The following is a 20461-nucleotide window of genomic DNA, read 5'->3' as shown; positions in this document are numbered from 1 at the left end:
AGAGGACACACCATGACGGTCGCAATGGACTGGCGTTCCAACCTTGACAAACGATTTAGTGGGGATATTCGGGTGATGATTCACAGGCTCTTCGTGTGTGCCGCGCTGGCGACAACACTTATCGGCTGCAGCAGCGATCGGGACAGCCTCACGCGGGTGCCGGGCTCCAACGGAGTGGCTAGCATCAGCGGTGCGGCCGTCGTAGGTGCAACCCTGACAGCTGGGATCACCGACCCCGAAGGCGTTGAGGCTGGCAGCGACAGCTATCAGTGGTACGCCGATGGCGTGCTGATACCCGATGCGACTGCATCCTCCTACACGCTGACCGCTGGCGAGGGTGGCGGCTCGGTGACCGTCGTGGTGCGCTTCACCGATTCAGCAGGTCTTCGCGAAACCGTCGAGTCCCCGCCTGTCAACGTGCAAGCCGCGTTCGCCCTCGGTGCGCTCTACACGCACGGGCTGGTCGATGGGGCCACTTGCGACATCGCGCCGGTCGACGCTAACGGCGTGGCGGGGACAGCACTAGCGTCGGGAACCACTACTAACGGATCGGTCAGCTTCGGCGAGCTAGTGCCCGTGGATGGCGTGGCGCTGCTCACCTGCACGGGCGGTACCTACGTCGATGAAGCCACCGGTGCCATGCTCGATGCTCCGAACACACGAGCGGTCGCCGACGTTGCAGGCAATGCCACCTTCACCGTATCGCCCCTGACCGAAATTGCGACCCAGCTGGCTGAGCTCGCCGGCGATTTGAACACGGCCGTCACCCTCTACAACGAAACGGTCGGCACCAACTTTGGGGTCGCCACCGACATTACCCAGATCGTGCCAACGGATCTGACCACAACCGCCAGCGCCAACGACGACGCGGGCAGGTATGCGACCGCCCTGGCGCTGATTTCCCAGCTGGATGCCAACGACCCTGACGCCTCGGCCGGGGAGGTGGTCGCCAACTTAGGGATGGATCTCGCGGACGGCACCTTCTCTCAGGATACGATCGACGATTTCAACCAGGCCGTGGTCAACATCGTCGGGGCGCCGATTGCTGGCAACTTGGTTAACGATGCCCTGATGACCGTTGAGGGCGCCATCAACAACGTGCCGGAGCCGGCCGAATTCGAGGGCCTGGACGCGTCGATCCCCAACAATCAGGGAGCTCCGCTCACCGGCACAGTCACCGTTACCGACGTGAACTTCGGCGAGGACGGCGTGACCGCACAAGCGGATGCGGAAACCGCCTTCGGGACCTTTAACGTCGATGAGAGCGGCGCGTGGACCTACCTCCTCGACACGGAGAACCCGACCGTGGCGGGCCTCGATATTGGTGAGTCTGTCAACGACGTCATCCCCCTGACCTCCTTGGACGGCACCCCGGCCAACCTCGTGATCCGCGTCACGGCCCTGACCCAGGTCGCGGAGATCACCAACACCATCAACGGCGACACGGGCGAACTGCGACTCAATCTGGATCCCCATCAGCTGCAGGGGAGGCTTAAGTTCTCGTTCCTGAAGACCGACGCGCTGGCGGACGACGGCAACGAGAAGGACGCCTACATCGCCCTATACGGATCGTCAGGCAGCGTGTCGGAATCCCTGGTCGACCTGCGCATCCAGGGTCCCGCCACCAACGATGACGGCAGCATCCGAGAGCCGCGCTTCCTGGTCCGCAACACGGAGAGCGAGGCCTACCCCGGCGACATCATCGAAGCGCCCTTCACGCCCAACCAGTGGTACGAGGTGGAGATCATCTGGGACCTATCCGCGGAGAATCAGATCACGATCCTCATCGATGGCGAAGCGCTCGGGGGCGGGCCCTTCTCGACCGCCGCCGTCGTGGACCCCGACTTCATCGACCTCGATCAGTGGTTCAGCGAGGGCGTGGAACGCGTGCAGTGGCGCTTCGGCGACAACGGCACGGTCATCCCCTTCGGCTCCTACTTCATCGACAACGTCGAGATCTTCTCGGACACCGAAGGCACCATGCTCGCGTTCATGGATGACTTCGAAAGCTACACCGTCGGCGAGTCCTTCACCGGCTCCGTGGACTACCGCGACTCCGTGGATACGATCGTCTCGCTCTTCGACCGCAGCGCAGACGGCGGGGCGACGCCGGCGGTGTTCTTCAACTTGGTGGGTGCGATCAACAGCGATAGCACGGAGCTGTTGATGGACACGGTCACGGTGATCGATCCGGATCCCGGCGAGGACATGCTCGTCGAACAGATCGACACGACCACCACCTACGGCCTGTTCTCGATCCTGCCCTCGGGCACCTGGGAGTACACCCTCGACACGATGGACCCGACCGTCGCCGCTCTGGTGCAGGGCGACCGCATCACGGACAACATCCCGATCGCCTCGGTGGACGGCACCAGCGCGGAACTGGTCATCACCATCAACGGCGTGGGCGGTGAGCCTTCCGGCGGCAGCACGAACGTGGCGGTGATCGTGGACACGGATGCCAGCGACACGGGCGAGTTGCGCTACGCCCTGGGCGAGGATGGCCCGCTCTTGGCCGGACGCGTGGAACTGAAGATCAAGCGCCTCGACGACGATCTTGGCAACGGGGATGCCTTCATCACCCTGTTCAATTCCGCCACCAACAACGATGGCGCCATCCTCGACCTGCGCATCCGAGACGACAGCTTCGGCATCCGCAGCCCGAGCGACGTCGACACCTCGTCGCTGCCGTTCAGGCTGGACGAGTTCATGGACGTGCGGGTGACCTGGGAGTACCCGGACGGGTCCGACAGCGTCAACCCCGTGGTCGTGCTCTCAGTGGACGGCGTCAGCCTGCCGCCCTTCACGCCCGACAACAACGCCGTCGGCGGGGTCACGCACGTGGCCGTTCGCTTCGGCGACAACAGCGGCGTGCGCGAGGCGACTGGCAAGGTCAGCGTCGACGATCTGGCCATCTACTCGGACAGGGCGGGCTTTACGGAAGTCTTCGCTGACGACTTCGAGTCCTATCTGGACGGCGACTCCCTAGACACCGACAACGGGGCATCGCCGTATAACTCCAGCACGTCTGAAGCCTCGGTGGAGACCATCGAAGGCGCTGGCGGGCCCGGCAGCCCGGGCAACAAGTTCGCCCAGATCATCGACACGGACCCGGGCGACACGGGCGAGCTGCGCTACGCGCTGGACGACGATGGCCCCCTCGCCGCCGGACGCCTGGAAGTGTTGGTGAAGCGCCTGGATGATGACCTTGGCGACGGCGACGCGTTCATCACCCTGTTCAACGCCGACACCAACAACAACGGTGCCATCCTGGATCTGCGTATTCGGGACGATAGCTACGGCGTGAGAAACCCGGGCACGGTCGATACGTCATCGCTGCCCCTGATGCTGGATACGTTCATGGAGGTGCTGGTCACGTGGGAGTACCCGGGTGGCGACACCATGTTGATGCCCGAGGTCACGCTTTCGGTGGATGGCGTCGTCCTCGATACCTTCGTCCCGGACAACGCACCCTTCGGGGGCGTCACGCACGTGGCGTTCCGCTTCGGCGATAACAGCGGCGTACGCGAGGCGACGGGCATCTTCAGCGTGGATGAGCTCGGCATCTTCTCGGACACGGACGGCATGACGCGCGTGTTCGCCGATGACTTCGAGTCCTATCTCGCGGGCGACTCGCTCGACACGGACAACGCTGCCTCGCCCTACAACTCAAGCACTTCCGAGGCCACCGTCGGCGCCGAAGAAGGCGAAGCGGGCGGCCCCGGCACGCCGGGCAACCAGGTGGCGCAGATCATCGACACGGACGCCGGCGACACGGGTGAGCTGCGCTACGCCCTGGGCGAGGATGGGCCCCTCGCCGCCGGTCGCGTGTCCGTGTTCGTCAAGCGCCTGGACGATGACCTCGGCAACGGCGACGCCTTCATCACGCTGTTCAACGAGGACACCAACAACGCGGGCGCCATCCTGGACCTACGCATCCGGGACGACAGCTACGGCGTGCGCAACCCGGACTCGGTCGACACATCCGCCTTGCCCCTAACGCTTGGGACCTTCATGGAGGTGGTCGTCACCTGGCAGTACCCCGGCGGGGACACGATGCAGCTCCCGGAGGTGACCGTCGCCGTGAATGGCGCTGCCCTCGCCCCGTTCACGCCCGACAACACGCCCTTCGGCGGGGTCACCCACGTGGCGTTCCGCTTCGGTGACAACAGCGGCGTACGCGAGGCGACGGGCATCTTCAGCGTGGATGAGCTGGAGATCTACTCGGACACCGAGGGCACTACGCTCGTGTTCTCGGATGACTTCGAGTCCTACCTCGAGGGCGACTCGCTCGATACGGACAACGGCGCCTCGCCCTACAACTCGAGTACCTCTGAGGCCTCGGTGGGGGTGGAGGAATGAAGAAGCGTCCGCTCAATTTTTTCAGCCAGCCGGTCAAGCGCCGCACCACGAACGTGAGAGCCAGCATGCCAACACCGAAGCAGAACACTCGCCCCACCCCCTCGCCCACCTCGCGCCGAGCGAACGCCCTGCTGCTGGCCGCCACCCTCACGGCGATCGCCAGCACCGTGGCGTCCGCGCAGGAAGCCGAAGAAGGCACTGAGTCGAACGAAGGCGTGGAAGAGGTCGTGGTGACCGGCATCCGAGCCACGGTGCAAAGCACGATCGACATCAAGCGAACGTCTGTACAGATCGTGGACGGCCTGTCGTCCGATGAGATCGGTGACATCCCCGCGCTCTCGGTTGGCGATGCGCTAGAGACCATCACGGGGGCCACCTCGCATCAGGAGAACGGCGGCGCCACGGAGCTGTCCATCAGAGGCCTAGGCCCCTTCTTGGGGACGACGGTAGTGAACGGACGCGAAGCCACCAACGGCGGGGGCAACCGGGCCGTGAACTTCAGCATCTTCCCCTCAGAGATGTTCAACAAGATTGCGATCCACAAGTCCCAGTCCGCTGAGTACATCGAAGGGGCTGTCAGTGGTCAGGTCCACCTGGACACGAAAAAGCCCTTGGTTTACGGCAAGCGCCTCCTGCAGGGTGAGATCAAGGCCGCCCATAGCCCCGATGAGACGGACATCACCGGCGGACAGGATGTCGGCTCACGCGCCACCCTGGCGTACATCGATCAGTTCGAATTCGATAGCGGCGTGCGCCTCGGCATCTCCGTGGGCGCGCAGCTGCGAGACGAAGCCAACCCCGAGCAGGAATACACGACCACATCGGGTCAAGGTCGACTGGAGGCCTGCCAGCTGACCTCCTTCGACGCCAACGCTCTGCCCACGGATACGGACGGGCGCTGCGACGATGGCATCGCCGACGTCAGCAACGACGCCTTGCAGGACTTGATCGACGCCAACCCCGACTTCAACTCCGTGAGCGATGTTCCCTTCGCCTACATTCCCCGGGATCATCGCTATCGCCAAAACTCGACCAGCGATGAGCGAGAGGCCATCTTTGGCGTCCTGCAGTTCCAGCCGGTCGATCGCGTAGACATCACCTTCGACTACCAATACTCCGAGCGTGATCAGCGAGAGCTGCGCCGGGACCTGCAGTGGGGCAGCACGCAGGAAGACCTCTCCTTCCTCCTCTCCGACCCGACCACCGGCGTCGTCTCCTCCTCCGTGTCAGAAACGGTGATCCACTCCTTCACCACCGACTTCCAGCGCCTGGAGGAGTACGAGGGGTACGGCATCAACCTGGACTTCAGCATCACCGATCGGCTGAACCTGCGCCTGGACTACGGCCTGTCCGAGACCACGCGCACGGAGACGGACTTTGAACTTCGCCTGGGCGCCACGGACAACAACCTCCTCGGCGGCAATCGCGACGATTTCACCGTTCAGCTGGACACTAACCAAGGCGGATCTGCCGCCATCGCCACCATCCTCGATGACGGGGGCAACGGCTTCGAGGTAACGGACCCGAGCTACTTCAACGCACGCGACCGAGCACGACTGCGGGCCCGTCAAATCACGCGCAACAACAAGCTCGACGCCTTCCGCGCCGATCTCTCCTGGGATGCCTTCGCCGGCCCCATCCGCACGGTAAAGGCAGGCGCGCGCTTCTCTACGCAGACCTATCTGGAACTCGGCGGCTTACGCAATGCGCCGGGCGAGAGCCTGTTCGAGGATGAGGACCTCACCACGCCTAACGGCGGCGCGGACAATGCCATCACCGACGCGGTCCTCGCCAACGTGCTGGGCTGCGCGAACGGCAGCTTCCCCGAATCGAACTTCCTGTCGAACGTTCGCGACGGCAACCTCATCACCAACGCCAGCAGCGGCACCTCCGTCAACGAGTTCGCCACCTTCAACTTCGACTGTGCCGCGAACGCCTTCTTGGTCAACTACGGAGGCTTGGCCGGTGTCCAGCTGCAGGACGGCATCACCTCCGGCACTAACGATGTCACGGAAGACACGCTCGCCGTGTATCTGCAGGCGGACTTCGAAACGGAGATTGGCAGTCTGCCCGTGCGAGGCAATCTCGGCGCGCGTCTGGTCAACACGGACATTACCTCCGTCGGCTACCGCGCGCCAATCACCGTCGAGGAGATCGATGGCGTTGGCTTTGTGATCACCCAGGCGGATCCTGGTGAGGCTGGTTTTGAAACCGACGTGCAGACCAACAGCTACACGGAGATTCTCCCCAGCCTGACCATGATCGCGGATCTCAACGACAACCTGGTCCTGCGCAGCGGGATCTTCCGCGGCATGTCGCGCCCAGATCCCAATGCCTTTGGCAATGGCCGTGCGATCCAGGACAACGATGTGGGTAACGCTTTCTCCTCGCTGTCGGAGGCCGTGAACGGCATCAGTGCGACCGGTAACCCGCAGCTGCGGCCCATCCTGTCGACCAACGTGGACCTGGGCGTGGAGTGGTATCCGAACGAGAACTCCATGGTGGCTGCCCTGGCCTACTGGAAGCGCTTCAACGGCGCCTTCGAGAACGTGGCTCAGCTCGAGACCTTCAACCTCGATGGCAACCAGGTGCAGGGCTTCGTTGAGACGACGCAGATCAGTGATGAGAAGAGCACCATCCGAGGCTTCGAACTGACGCTCGTGCACTCCTTTGATTACCTGCCGGGATTCTTGAGCGGCTTCGGCGGCCGATTCAGCTACAACTACGCCGATTCCGGCTTCGAATTCGAAGACCAGAACGGCGGCGACGGGGTCGAGATCACGGTGGATCAGGATACCGGTGAGGTCACCGAGAGCGCCTTGGTCGGCATCATCCCTCCAGCCAATCTCTTCGGTCTGTCCAACCATGTGACGTCTACGCAGCTGTTCTGGAGCAATGATCGCTGGTTCGTCCAGGCGCTTTACAACACGCGCTCGGGCTACTTCCAGCAGTTCATCCGCGACGCCTTTGGTCGGGTCCGCTACACCCAGGCCAACCAACGGCTGGACCTACGCCTGCGCTACAACCTGACGGACAACCTCAGGGTGAGCGTGGAGGCAAAAAACATCCTCGATGAGGCGCGCTTCGACGATCGCGCCATCGAGGGCAACACGTTCCAGGCGCTCAGCTACGGGCCGCGACTATTCTTCGGCCTGCGCGGCAAGTTCTAAGCGCCGTCCATCTATGCCGAGGCGAGAGCACACGCTCAACGTTAGCTTTGGCACCGAGCAGCAGCCGACGCTGCTCGGTGCCCTCTTTCGGGAAACACAAATGCGTTACTTGCTTGCTAGCCTGGCGCTGGCGTTCGTGATTCCGTCGGTCGCTCATGCGGAACATCCATCGGATCGCTTCGACCTACGGTTTTGGAAGCTGACCCTGCCCCTAGACGACAACCAGGACGGCAAGGTAGACGAGATCGGCGTCAGGTCCCTGCAAAAGTTCTCCCATGCAAACTTTTTCTATCTCGATGCAAACGGTCATCTGGTGTTCACTGCGCCGAACAAGGCGATCACGACATCCGGCTCCACCAACACGCGCAGCGAGCTACGCCAGATGTTTCGAGGACGCAACACGAGCATCGGCACCCATGACCCGAAGAACAACTTCGCGCTAAAGGCTCACCGCAACTCGAGGTCCTTCGCTGATATCGGTGGTCAGTTGGAAGCCACCTTGAAAGTGCTGCACGTGGCCAAGAACGCCGGGCACAGGGGTAAGCGCCCCGCCTACTCCGTAGTCGTCGGCCAAATCCACGCCGACAAGGACCGGGAGGTCATCAGCAAGGGCAAGGGCTTCGGGTGGGGCAACGAGCCGATCAAGATCTACTACAAGAAGTGGCCTCACCACGAGACCGGTTCCGTGTTCTGGACTTACGAACGCAACCTGGCGAAGGACAACCCCGACCGGACGGACATCGCCTACCCCGTGTGGGGCAACACGTGGGAGAACCCCGAGGACCCTGTTGAGGCGGGCATCGCCCTGGGGCAATGGTTCAACTACAACATCAATGTGCACCGTAACGTCATGCACCTGACCTTCAGGACGGCCGATCCGTCACAAACGGTCACCTACAAGATCGACCTCTCAAATAATGTCGATGCCTACGGTGAAGTCGACGAGAAAGACAACCCCAAAGGCTACTCAGGCGACGCCTTGTACTTCAAAGCCGGCGCCTACAACCAGTGCAGCACGGTGGACGATACCGCCATGTGGTACGCGGCTTGCGCCGGCACGGGCGACTGGGACACCGATAGGGCGAACGGCGACTACGCCTCGGTGGCGTTTCGTCGCATTCAAATCACCGGCTCAGTCGACCCGAAGCGACTGGCCAGCAGGCAGTAGTGGCGACCTGATGAAACGCCTAGTCTTGCGCGGCAGCGCGATCGCCGGCTTACTCGCACTCGCAGGATGCGGTGGCGGTGGGTTGTCGGACGCGGGCGGAGAAATCGTGACCGCACCGGTAACGCCCGCCCCGACGCCCATCGCCAGCTCGTGCGCCGGCACCCATCTAATCAATGTCGCCGCCGCCACGGACGATGGACAAAGCCTGCCCGGCAACGGCCCCGAGCACGCGATAGACGATGATCTCGACCCAGCCTCGCGCTGGGTATCGCCCGGTGATGCCAAGTCGATCACGCTGGATTTGGGCGCGCAGCACTTGGTCAGGGAGATCGGCATTGCCTGGTTCGAGGGCGACCAACGCTCGGCTTCCTTCAGCGTCTCCGCCTCGCAGGACGGCGCCGATTTCGAGCCACTCCTAGCGGATCAGCAATCCACCGGCACCACGCAGCGCTTCGAACGGTACGACACCCCAGACACCCCGGCGCGATACCTGCGGATCGAGAATTTCGGCAACTCCCTGAACACGGACAACGCGATCATCGAGGGCACCGCCTTTGGCTGCACCCTAGAGACACCGACGGCCGCGTTCGAGGCGAGCAACGTGACGGCCGCCGACTTTGCACTCGATCCGATGCATCCGCCAGGCACAAACTTCGCTTTGCTGAGCTGGAAGCTAGATACGCCAGCGGATCTCGACGGCAACGGCATCGGCGACACAGCGAGCGAAAGGGATCTGGACAACGGCTTCTCAGATGGGTTTCTCTTCACCGGCCCCGATGGCGGGATGGTCTTCCGCTCGACGATCGAAGGTGAGAAGACCTCCGCCAACACGCGTTTCACTCGCTCGGAACTACGGGAGATGCTCCGCCGGGGAAACGCGGGCATCAGCACCCGCGGCGTGAACCGCAACAACTGGCTACTGGGGTACCAGCCCGACCCGGGCCTGGCCGTGGGCGGTCGTAACGGTGTCCTGCGGGCCACGCTGGCCGTGAATCACGTGACGGAGACGGGCGACCGCAACCAGGTGGGCCGCGTGATCATCGGGCAGATCCACGCCGAGGATGATGAGCCCCTGCGTCTCTACTATCGCAAGTTCCCAGAGAACGAACGCGGCTTCGTCTACTTCGCGCACGAGATCCGCAGCGCCGACGACATCTACTTTGCGGTACTTGGCCCTATCAATGGTGACCTCGACGAGGCGCCATCCGACGATGAGAATCCCGACAACGGCATTGCGTTAGACGAAATCTTCTCTTACGAGGTCGTGCAGCGCGGCGCACGGATCGATGTCTTGCTGAGGCGTGGTGACCTCGCCGGGCCGATCATAGGCCACAACGTCGTCGATATGCGGGAACAGTCAAGCGGCTATGACGTTCCGCAGGAGTGGATGTACTTCAAGGCCGGGGCTTACACGCAGAACAGCACAGGAGATGGAGCCGACTTTGATCAGGTGACGTTCTACGAACTCGAGAACTCCCACGACTAAAAAGCAGGGAGTTTGTGAGGGTCGCTCTCGCGCCTACCCCCTTCCTGCTACCAGCAGCGAATCAAGCGCTGTCCTATCAGCATCTCGCCTCGATCGCGGCCGCTAGGCAGCGCCTACACACCTAGCGCTTCGACGCGCGCTGGCGCGAGGTCTTGCGCTTTCGCAGCGCACTACTAGCCTTCTTGGGCCGGGTCTTCTCCAGCGCATTCAGCAATGGCAGATCGATGATCTCCAGACGACCATCGAGCTCCTTTGCGCTCTCCACGAAAGAGGCCGTTCCGCCGAGGCCGTCCGCTTCGCTAGTGCTATCCCAGACTGCGAGGTAAGCGAGCTGCACCGGTTTGTGCATCGTCGTCTTATCACCGTCCCGGACACGATCAGGTGCTTCGGCGCGGGCGCTATCGAGACGCCAGTCGTTACTGCGCAGGTATACGTGCGCATGCGCCGGTGGCTCGCCCAACGCATCGCTTTGCACGCGTAGTTCCGTCCTCTCATGCCGGCGTACGCGATCGAACAGCGCTGGCCAGCCAGCCTCGCCGGGCAACCTCACGGAATCCTTCAAGAAGGGGCCGACGTCCTTTGGAATTAGCAGCTGGACGTGGCCTCCCAGCTTGAGACAGTGATCGGCGAACAGCAAATCGCAGCCCGCCGCGCCGCCGCAGATACCGAGGCTCCCGGGGCCGAATTTCCAGTCGTTGAGCTGCTCGAGAATCGACGCAGACACTGGCTCGACGAGACTCTCGGGAAATCGCGGCTTCCTACGCGTGGGGCGGTCGATCATATGCCCGGCAAACGCGACTACCTGCGCTCGCTTGACCGCAGCGGGCGGACGCCGTTCCTCGAGGAGCATTATCAGCTTCCTCGCGAGTTCCCCGTTCAGATTGAGAGACTCGTACAAGCGCAGCTGCGTCACCATCGACTCGACCATGAACCAGGTCAGCTCCGAACCGGTGCTAGCTTCCTGGTACTCGGTAATGGCCTCATCCTCGTCGCCCTCGAGCAGGGCGCACTCTCCGAGCGTCGAGTGCGCCCACAGGCCAGCTTGGTCGGCACGGTGGAGATCGCGGCGCGCTGCCGTCCGCACCGCACCGAGCACATCCGTTCGCTCAAGAGGAGATGGTTTGGATCCTACCAGCCCAATCAAATCGTGCAGCGACACGACGTTCAAGCCACACCAGTGCTGCTGCATATCTTGCTCGTAAGCCTTGTGGTACGCACGGTAGGCTTGCCGAGCGAGGCCCACATGCTTGCATGCCGTCACCCTGCGATCTTCCACGCTATCCTTGCGAGCTTCCCCGTCGGCACGTGCTTCAGGTTCCCACTCACGGCGCCAAAGGTCTTTGTAGATGCGACCGAAACGAATGCCCGCGGACGTCGAGATATCCGGGTCGAGTTCGACCGCGATCTTCAGGTGTTCCACCGCCCGTTGAGGCTGATGCAGCCGGTTGAGCACCTGGGCAAGCTCGACGCGTGCATCGAAGTGTGAGGAGTCTTCACTTACTACCGTCTCGAACAAGTTGCGGGCCGCATCGTTGCGCCCCAGTGCCACCAGTTCGCGACCCGCCGCGCAGGTCTGTTCGAGAAAGCTCCGCCGATCCGGTGCATCACGAGCAAGGGTCAAGATATCTCCTACGCGTCCCTCCTTGCCTGCAATGCGAACGCGGCTGCGCCAATCGTTCATCACCATGCCGAAGTGCTTGCCACGCGCGCTCGTTATCTTGGACCAATCGACGGGGCCGAGACCCGGGAGCTATTTGTAGACGGGACTGCCGATGCCGTTGTCGTCGGCGCTCATCGCGCCGTGCAGTGCCACCGAGAGTTTGTCCAGTTCCTCGTTGATAGCCCGCGTGCGCCCCCTGCGACTCCATCGCTCGGTCTCACCGGCCAGCCCAAAGAGGGTGCCGTCGTAGGTGAAGGTGCGATCGGGGGCCTGGGTTGCGGCGCGAGGACGAGCGTGGCAAGTCCCACGGGAGGAGGAGCAACGTGTTCAGGGGCGAAAAGGTGCCGCGAATTCATCAACGAACTTCTAACTCAGGACACTAGAGCGCCGGTGCAACCGGTTGCGCCATTACTTCCAGCATCGCCATGTCGCGTCGCAACAAGGGGCGTAGTGCCAATCGGTGACACATCCGGCGACCGATCCTCGCCATGTTCGAACAGTGGCCCGAAACCGCCGGCCAACCGCCCGTATCCGACTGCTCTGGAGATACCGATGTCGATGCTCACTCTGCCCATCACCTGGTTTGCTCGCCTAACGCTCGCCCTGCTCGGCTGGAAGCTACTCGAGATCCCTGCCGAACGACCTCGGACCTACGTCGCGATCATGGGACACCACACCTCACACTGGGACGTGGCCATCGGCCTTCTCGGCTATTGGGCCCTCCGCGTCCCGTTCCGCGTACTGGTGAAGAAGGAGATGATCGACGCGCCAGTGTTGGGACCGCTGGTACGCGCCCTGGGCGGTATTCCGGTCGATCGCGCCAACCCTGGCAGTTTGGTCAACCACTGCGTAAACGCGCTGCATAGCGGCGAGATGGAGGCGCTAGTGTTAGCGCCCTCCGGCACGCGATCGCACCGTCCCGGATGGAAGATGGGATTTTACGCCATGGCACGCCGCGCCAAGGTGCCGCTGATGCTCAACTATTTGGACTACGAAAAGCGTGAGGTAGGCCTTGGAGAGCCCATCTGGCTGAGCGGCGATGTGGATAGGGACATGGCGCGTATTCGATGCTTCTACGCTCAGCAGACACCCAAGTTCCCCGAGCGATTCACACCAATTCGCCCGCTCGCGACCTCCTTTGATACTCAGCCCGCCGCCCAAGACGAGCAGGACGTGACCGCAGGCACTGTGCCGGCGCTCTAGGCGCGCCATCAATTGCAGCCCCACGACCCGCAGACACACCATGTCGACGCCTCGCCCCACCAACGCTTCGTCCCAGCAGATCCTCGCGGCGTCAACGCTCGCGATCATCCTCAGCACCGTTGGGCAAAACAGCGTGCTCGGCGTATTCCTGGAGCAGCAGTCCAACGCCCTCGGCATCACGGAGCTGCACTTCTGTCTCCTACTCGCGGCGAGCACCCTTCTCGCGGCCGCTGGCATGCGCTGGCTACAGCCCTACATCGCCAGCTGGCGCACGTCCACCCTGGCAGCACTCACTGCGCTGGCGAGTGCGGGCTCGTTGATGCTGTGGGGGGTGATCGCCGCCGCGAAGCTCGCGCTCGGGATCTGGGGGGCACTGCTGCTACTAACCTTGTGCTTCACGGGGATCCGATTGTTCCTGAGGGGCATGTTCAAGATCCTCGGCGCCACGGTGGTCAACGAGCAGGCAGCCAGCACGAAAAGAGCCAAGACCATGGCGCTCAGCAATGCGCTTGCCGGTATCGTCTTCGCCGCCCTGCCGCTGCTGACGCACGGCTTGCTCGAACGCGTCGGCTTCGAGCTCACTATGGTCGTCTTTGCGGTGGCAAGCGTGGTGGTGGGGGTGCTGATCTTCCGCGTGACCTCTATGCCACGCGAAGAGGCAGCTGAAGCGCTGACTGACGTTGCTGCCGAGCAAGGGCCGTCGATTCCCTTGGATGCCGCAAAGCGTTCACCCCAGTTCTGGATCTACGCCTTCGGGGTACCTCTCAGTACCCTCATTACGAGCTCCGCCTCGTTGATGATCTTGCCAATCGCCCACTACGCCGGCGTGAGCCCACCCTACGCATACGCCATCTACCTACCGGCCATGTTCGTGGGATTTCCGTGCGTCTACTTCGCCACTCGCACAATGCACCATCACCGGGTCATTTTCATTGCCCACCAGCTGGCGCTCGTCATCACAACGCTCGGTTTCTTGTTCATCGCCACTCCCCTGGGGTTTTGGGCGACCAGCATCGGATTCGGCGCCGCCGCCGGGCTATACACGGCCATGGCGAGCAACCTGTGGCCAACGGTGTACGGTACGCACTACGCCAAGGCCTACTACGGCTACGCCACTGCGATCGATCTGGGGGCGTCCGCGCTTGGGCCGGTGTTGTTTGGCGTGGTGCACCACTTCTGGGGCGTCCAAGTGGCACTTCTCCTCGTGCTTCCCCTGCCCCTGCTGGGGGTTCTCCTGATGGGAGTCACCCACCTTACGGCGACTCGCGCTCGCCAAGTGTCCACGGGCACGGTTGGCGCCCGGCGCCCTGTCGACGCGCCAGGCTGAGGGCGGGCCGCGCGACCGTTCGTCGCCCCGCAGCGCCCACGCCTGAACCGTCCGCGCTGCACAACACGACCAAGGAGACAACCCAGGCACCGCGGACGCCTGACTAGCGTGATGCAAACCACGCGCAACTTACGCACTAGACCGGCGAACCTGCTCTGGGCCGCGTGTCAGCACCCGGCACCTCGCCGGTCACGCAACCCCAAGCGGTGACTCAGCCGCCAAGCGCTCGGGTCAAGCGAGACCCCGGGATGCCGTACCAGCTCGCTCGCCAAAAGGAGACCGACATGCTACTTCCAAGACCTCTATCCGCCGGCCTGCTTAGCGCCGTTTTGGCCCTGTCCTCCCAGGCCTTCGCAACGGACCCCGTCGTGTGCATCGATGAGAACGACTTTGCGGGCCCACCCGTAGCGCCGGCGCCGCAAGCGCTCAATACGGGTTTACCGCGCACAGTCTACGAAGGTGGGACACCACCGGGCCTCGATCCCAACCGACCGGTACTCGTGTTCGTGCATGGCCTCAACGGTAGTGGCAACGGTTGGTACGGCGAGACCAACTACTACGGACGTAACGACATGTACGACACAGTCTACGCCGCCGGCTACAAGGCCTTTATCGTCGATCTCTACGACGTTGGCGCACAGGCAGAGACCTCCATCACCAACGGCAGCCTGCTGAAGAGCCAAATCGACTTCATCCGCAACTACTGGGGCGTCTCGGAAGTTAACGTCATCGGCCATAGCAAAGGTGGGCCAGACGCCAACTTCGCCGCCATACAAGGCGCCGCCATCGACACCATCGTCAGTCTCAGCGCCCCCCACTACGGCTCGCCCCTCGCCGATCTCGCTCAGACCGACTGGCTGGAATGGCTATCGGATCTCATCGGCTTTAATGATGCTGGCACCAAGTTTCTGCAAACCGGCTGCATGAGTCTCGCCCGCAGCTACCTAGATCGAAGCCCAGTGAACAATGATCTCCACCTCTACACGGTAGCGGGCACCGGCTGGGGGCCGTTCCTGAGCGCCCAAGAGTTCGGCGGTCTCTACCTGTACACCGTCTGCCCAGGAGGCGAGAACGACGGCGTGGTGTGCGTAGAGCACGCTCGCCACCCCCTGTCCCGCGACGCCAACGGTGCCACCTCCGGTCAACATCGCCTAGTGTGGGATCTCAGCGGCCCGGACTACGAGGTGGACCACGACAAGATCCGCCGGGGCAGCGGTTTCTTCGACTTCTTTTGGTTCTGGGAGCCGAATGACTGTTACGTGCCGATCTTCGACTCGATCGAGCCGTACGCAGGCGTCTTCCACGGATTCGGTCCGGACGACCCCGAGCGGGCGCTGAATGCCAAGGCGCCAAGCGCTGACCTCGTCGCCACGCCCCCAACAGCCCCCCCGTTCAATGCAGATGGGGAGCTATCAACCCTGATCCGCGGTGGCGCACTCGAAGCTGGCGTCACTGAGATCGAGTTCCCGGTCGAAACCGACGTTCGCGCCATGGACGTGCGCGTGCTTTCCGGTCGTGGCAGCACACGCATGGAGCTCATCGCACCGAACGGAGACGTACACCGCCTCTCGGCCGCTCGCGCCAGTAACGATGCCCTGTTCAACCATGCCTTGGTCAGCGGCACGCGCCTCGCCGCCAATGCCATGGCGAGAGCCGCAGGGACCTGGCGTCTGCGCTTTACCGCAAACGAACGCGATGCCTACGCCCTACTGGCGCGTCTCGACAGCCCGCTACAACTCGCCCTGAGCGCGCCCAAGGAGGCATCCTTCAACGTACCCACAGAAGTGGCTGTTTCCCTCTCCGGGCAGATCCGCAACGTCGATGTAGCCGCTCGCGTGCGACGCACCTCGACCGCAGGCGCCGCCGAAGAAGTGGGGCGCTTTGGCGCCAGCACGGCACAGCCCCTCGCGCTACCCCTTCGCGAGCCTGGCGTGTACAACGTGGCGTTGACTATCACCGGCACGACGATCGACGGTAAGCCGTTCGAACGCTCTCGCGTGCTGAGCTACGCGGTACAAGACCCACAGCGCCCACTCCCCCAAGCTTGCCAGTAGGACAGATCCCGGCCATCAGCGGCTGCCCGTCAGCGGGCAGCCGCTCTACCCGCCGCCTCGCAACTACTGACCCACTTCGGTGTCGCGGAAGGGTATCGCTGCGGTGCTTACGCTCCTGCGTCCGCTACCGCTGTTGAGCGTTCTGCTAGTGGCCGTGACGAACCCTACGGCCACACGCCCTGGGCGCTGGGGACGACCCCACGCGAACGATCGCTGGCTTGAGCTGGCACGCTGCTCCGGGACGGATCCTGCCCCCTGAAAGGAGGACGGGTACCGCGCCCACTGAGCCGCACATGCTCTCCGGCTGGACCGCAGTGCTAGAATTGCAGACCTTCTCCCGAACAGGAGCTTCTCGCCCCCCAGCGCGCCCTAGCGGCACCGTGGGTGGGGTACAGGCAGCAGCACTAGCACAGGCGCTACTACGTATGAGAAACAGCCAAGCAAGAGCCTCTCAGTTGCGGGCCGCCGGCCTGCCGGCGGGCCTTTTCGCCTTGATCATTGCCACTCCAGCGCAGGCCTACATCGGCCCAGGGGCCGGCCTAGGGGCCGTGGCGATCGTCATTGCGTTGCTGCTCGGGTGCGTATTTCTGGTCGCGGGACTTGTCTGGTATCCGCTGAAGCGCTTCATTCGCGGGCGGCGGGGCCCGCAGGGCGAGCCGAGTCCGGCGAAGCGAGTCGAATGACCCTGGAAGCCAGCGTATTGCTACCCTCGTCGATCGTGCGACGCGGCCTCCGGCGCTGGCACATCATGACCTTCGCCCAGACCGTTACTCCCACTCCCCGCCGGACACGCCACTTAACGAAAAATGACACTGTCTCTCTCGAAGAAGCTCAAGCGCTCCACGCCGAGCGGGAAACACGGTCAATTACGGAGGGCATAGCCTCTTGAGCAAGGACAGCACGCGCGACGACAAGTCGAACCGCTTTGCCAAGTACTACTTTCTGGTGTCAGCCACGGTAATCGGGCTGGGGGCGTCGTATCTGTATGGCGCCCTTTCCTATCGACTCGATCTGTTTCCGACGCCGCTCGTCAGGTCGGTATTCCGCGAAACCAGAAACTTGATAGCTCCCGGATACAACATCCTGGAGATGAGGAGCCGTCACGCAACGCCCATCGACACACCCCACCCCGATCGGCTCGCGCCCGGGCTGCTACTGATCGTTGCAGCCGTCGCCGACGAGAGAGATGCGTCGGTGCGGGTGATCGATCGCGACGGCAACACGATTCACGAGTGGATGCCCCGCTGGCAAGAGGTCTGGGGCGACCGCGATGAGGTGTTCCCGGAAGAGCGACGACCGCGAGGGAGCAATGGCATGAACATACACGGCATCGAGATGCTCCCCGATGCAAGCTTCGTGGCGAACTTCGAACACCTCAGCACCTTTCGCATGGACATTTGCGGGAAGGTCAGCTGGGCGCTGGACAACCTCGGCCATCACTCCGTCTCGTACTCGCCGCAGGGGCACGTCTGGGTAGGAGCCGAGCGTTACATCGCAGAGGGTGACACCGGATATCCGAACCATAGCGCTCCCCTGAACTCCTACAAGATCGAGAAGATCAGCCTCGACGGGGAGATTCTCGAGCAGATCGAGATCATTGACGTGCTGCGCCAAAACGGCCTTGATGGTTTGCTGTACCTCTCCAATCTGCACAATGTGCAAACAACGGTAGAGGGCGATACGCTGCACGCCAACGATGTTGAGGAGTTTCCACAAGGATGGCAGAGCGCGACGTTTGTCCCAGGAGACCTCATGGTGTCCTTGCGCAACATCAACGCAGTGATGGTCTTCGATCCCGACACGCTGAAGATCAAGTTCCTCTCCATCGGCCAGTTGCTCCGCCAACACGATCCTGACTTCTTGCCAGGAGACCGAATCTCGGTGTTCGACAATCGGAACCTCAGCCCGTCGCAGGGCTCGTCACCGGCTGCCAGTCGCATCGTCGAACTCAATACGCGAGACGGCACGAGCAAGGTCGTGCTGGAGGGGGAAGGCGATGGCCGATTCTTCACCGCAATCATGGGCGTCCATCAGCGCCTGGCCAACGGCAACATCCTGGTCACCGCCAGTGGAGAAGGTCGCGTCATAGAGTTTGCCGCAGACGGCACCATGGTCTGGCGCTTCAGCAACCGAATCGCCGATGAGACCAATGGTCGCGTCTACACGGCCATTGCGCTCCCCGAGCACATGGACGCGGAGTTCTTCAGGAAACGGCACGCGACGTGCCAGGACTGAGCAGGAGTGACGGTCGCCATGAGGTCAGCCCCGGTTACACCCACGCCCGGCTCTGCCCTCGCTGCGCTGACCCAGCGCGATTGCGCGCCGGCTCGATAGCGGTTAGCAGCATGGCCGGCGCAGTCACGTGCGCTGGCCCGCCGCCGTGCTGACAATGCTCGAGCTCAACTCACGGCATTCACCGCGTCGGATTCTAATCGCCTCAATGATTGGCAAACGGCATGGCACCCACCGTCGACCTACTTAAGTCTCGCCTAATGTCGGCGCTGGTTCGAGGGGGTGGCGCCGGGCTCGCCGTTCTTATCTCTATCGTCCTCGCTAGGTTAATGGGTGCAGAAGGTTTCGGTGAGTACTCCGTGGCCTTCGCTCTCGCAACCGTATTGTCCGCGTTCTCGCTGCTGGGGGTACCAACGCTCCTGGTACGTGAAACTGCCACCTATGCAACGGGCGAGCGATGGGGTGACCTCCAGGGCCTCTGGTACCTCGCGCCGGCCGTCACCTTGGCTGCATCGCTCGCGCTCGCCGGCATCGTCTTGGGCGTGATCAGTTGGAAGCCAGCACTGTTCCCTGGCGCGGCGCCAGCGACCGTTGCACTGGCGATGCTCCTCGTGCCTGTCATGGCATCGCTCGCCCTCTTGTCCGCCTCTATTCGCGGCATGGGTCAGGTGGTGCTGGGTATGATTCCGGAGCAGCTGGTGCGGCCGATCTGCATGCTTCTGGGGGTAAGTGCTATTGCTATGCTGTCGGGCAGTAGCGAACTGACACCAACGACGAGCCTCACGATGTACGTGATGGCCACCGCGCTTGCCATCATCATCAGCCTTGGAATTCTCATACACATCACCCCGCGAGCTGCTTTCCATGGTCAAGCGAGCTATATCGAGTCAAGACGCTGGTTAGGGAGCCTCGGCCCGCTCGGATTCCTAACCGTTTGCCAGGTGCTACTCGGGCAGACTGATATCCTGATCCTCAGCGCCTTCGTGGAGCCGAAGCAACTGGGCTTGTACCGCGTTGCCTGGCAAGGTGCCGCCATCGTGAGCCTCATCCTGTTGGCGGTAGGGCTGGCCGTGGAGCCTGAAGTCGCAAGGCTGCACGCGCAAGGAAAACGGGCCGAGGTGCAGCGCCTGGTGCTGAGGACCGGGCGGCTGACGGCGGCGATCGCGGCCGCCGTTCTGCTCGTTTTCGTCCTGTTCGGAAAGTGGTTGCTGAGTACGGTCTTCGGCGCGGAGTACGTTGCCGCGCATCCGCTGCTGGTCATACTCGCTGCTGGCCAGTTCGCGTTCACACTGGCGCCCTTTTCCGCCATCGTTCTCAACATGACGAGGAACGAACGTAAGACCGCGAAGATCACAGGGGTGGCAACGGTGCTGAGTATCCTGCTAAGTGTTGCTCTAACCTCCCAGTTCGGGGCCTACGGCGCAGCGGTCAGCACCAGCGTCTCAAGATTTCTATGGAAGCTTGCCCTGGCGCGGGCGGCTAAGCGTCACGCGGACATCTCAACAATCATACTCACGCCGCTGCGTGAGCGGTGAAACGCGCTGCGGGCGTTGCTGGCGGCAACCTTGGGCCGACGACGCTGACCGTGTGTCCGTGGCGCCGCAGCCTGCGACGTGATGCAAAGCCAACGCTGATTTCGCCGAAACGACCAGCCAGGCGCAGGTCCACCATCCTCTTGTGCGAAGGCGAATCCCGCTGGCGCGGGCTGACGGGACACTTGCCTGCCACCAAGGCCCGGTTTTGCCGTTGAGTGGGGATCCGCTCAAGCGAGTAACGTCGCTGCTCTATCGCTTCGGGTT

The 20461-nt window shown here is 62.9% G+C and carries 11 protein-coding genes; 10 read left to right on the top strand and 1 reads right to left on the bottom strand.

Annotated features, from left to right (window positions below):
- Positions 1-75: 75 nt before the first annotated feature.
- From AAGA68_17745 to AAGA68_17730, 4 genes are all read left to right on the top strand, one after another.
- Positions 76-4362, top strand: coding sequence for a VCBS domain-containing protein (locus AAGA68_17745; protein ID MEM9386909.1), 4287 nt, complete (start codon positions 76-78; stop codon positions 4360-4362).
- Positions 4363-4427: 65 nt separating this feature from the next.
- Positions 4428-7532, top strand: coding sequence for a TonB-dependent receptor (locus tag AAGA68_17740; protein ID MEM9386908.1), 3105 nt, complete (start codon positions 4428-4430; stop codon positions 7530-7532).
- A gap of 100 nt (positions 7533-7632) precedes the next feature.
- Positions 7633-8700, top strand: a complete 1068-nt coding sequence (locus tag AAGA68_17735) for a polysaccharide lyase family 7 protein (GenBank protein MEM9386907.1) — start codon at positions 7633-7635, stop codon at positions 8698-8700.
- 10 nt (positions 8701-8710) lie between these two features.
- Positions 8711-10186 (top strand): polysaccharide lyase family 7 protein, encoded by a 1476-nt coding sequence (locus AAGA68_17730; GenBank protein MEM9386906.1) that lies wholly within the window; start codon positions 8711-8713, stop codon positions 10184-10186.
- A gap of 121 nt (positions 10187-10307) precedes the next feature.
- Here AAGA68_17730 and AAGA68_17725 read toward each other — a convergent pair whose 3' ends face one another.
- Complete coding sequence (locus tag AAGA68_17725) at positions 10308-11807, bottom strand: tetratricopeptide repeat-containing protein (protein MEM9386905.1); 1500 nt, start codon at positions 11805-11807, stop codon at positions 10308-10310.
- A 591-nt stretch (positions 11808-12398) separates the two neighbouring features.
- On the opposite strand from AAGA68_17725, the gene AAGA68_17720 reads away from it, so the two are divergent.
- The 6 genes from AAGA68_17720 (at position 12399) to AAGA68_17695 (ending at position 20197) form a co-directional block, all read left to right on the top strand.
- On the top strand, positions 12399-13049 hold the full coding sequence (locus tag AAGA68_17720) for a 1-acyl-sn-glycerol-3-phosphate acyltransferase (GenBank protein MEM9386904.1): 651 nt from the start codon (positions 12399-12401) through the stop codon (positions 13047-13049).
- A gap of 40 nt (positions 13050-13089) precedes the next feature.
- Positions 13090-14376, top strand: coding sequence for an MFS transporter (locus AAGA68_17715; protein ID MEM9386903.1), 1287 nt, complete (start codon positions 13090-13092; stop codon positions 14374-14376).
- A gap of 284 nt (positions 14377-14660) precedes the next feature.
- The gene (locus AAGA68_17710) at positions 14661-16430 is read left to right on the top strand and encodes an alpha/beta fold hydrolase (GenBank protein MEM9386902.1); all 1770 of its coding nucleotides are present in this window, start codon (positions 14661-14663) and stop codon (positions 16428-16430) included.
- A 425-nt stretch (positions 16431-16855) separates the two neighbouring features.
- Complete coding sequence (locus AAGA68_17705) at positions 16856-17113, top strand: hypothetical protein (GenBank protein MEM9386901.1); 258 nt, start codon at positions 16856-16858, stop codon at positions 17111-17113.
- Positions 17114-17315: 202 nt separating this feature from the next.
- Positions 17316-18665 carry an arylsulfotransferase family protein gene (locus AAGA68_17700; GenBank protein ID MEM9386900.1) on the top strand — a complete coding sequence of 450 codons (1350 nt, stop codon included), beginning with the start codon at positions 17316-17318 and terminating at the stop codon, positions 18663-18665.
- A 221-nt stretch (positions 18666-18886) separates the two neighbouring features.
- Positions 18887-20197: an oligosaccharide flippase family protein gene (locus tag AAGA68_17695; protein ID MEM9386899.1), complete on the top strand. Its 1311-nt coding sequence runs from the start codon at positions 18887-18889 to the stop codon at positions 20195-20197.
- The last annotated feature ends 264 nt before the right edge of the window (positions 20198-20461 follow it).

The sequence above is a fragment of the Pseudomonadota bacterium genome, from assembly GCA_039193195.1.
Lineage (GTDB): Bacteria > Pseudomonadota > Gammaproteobacteria > Steroidobacterales > JBCBZW01 > JBCBZW01.
This window is presented reverse-complemented; position numbering and strand designations above follow the sequence as displayed.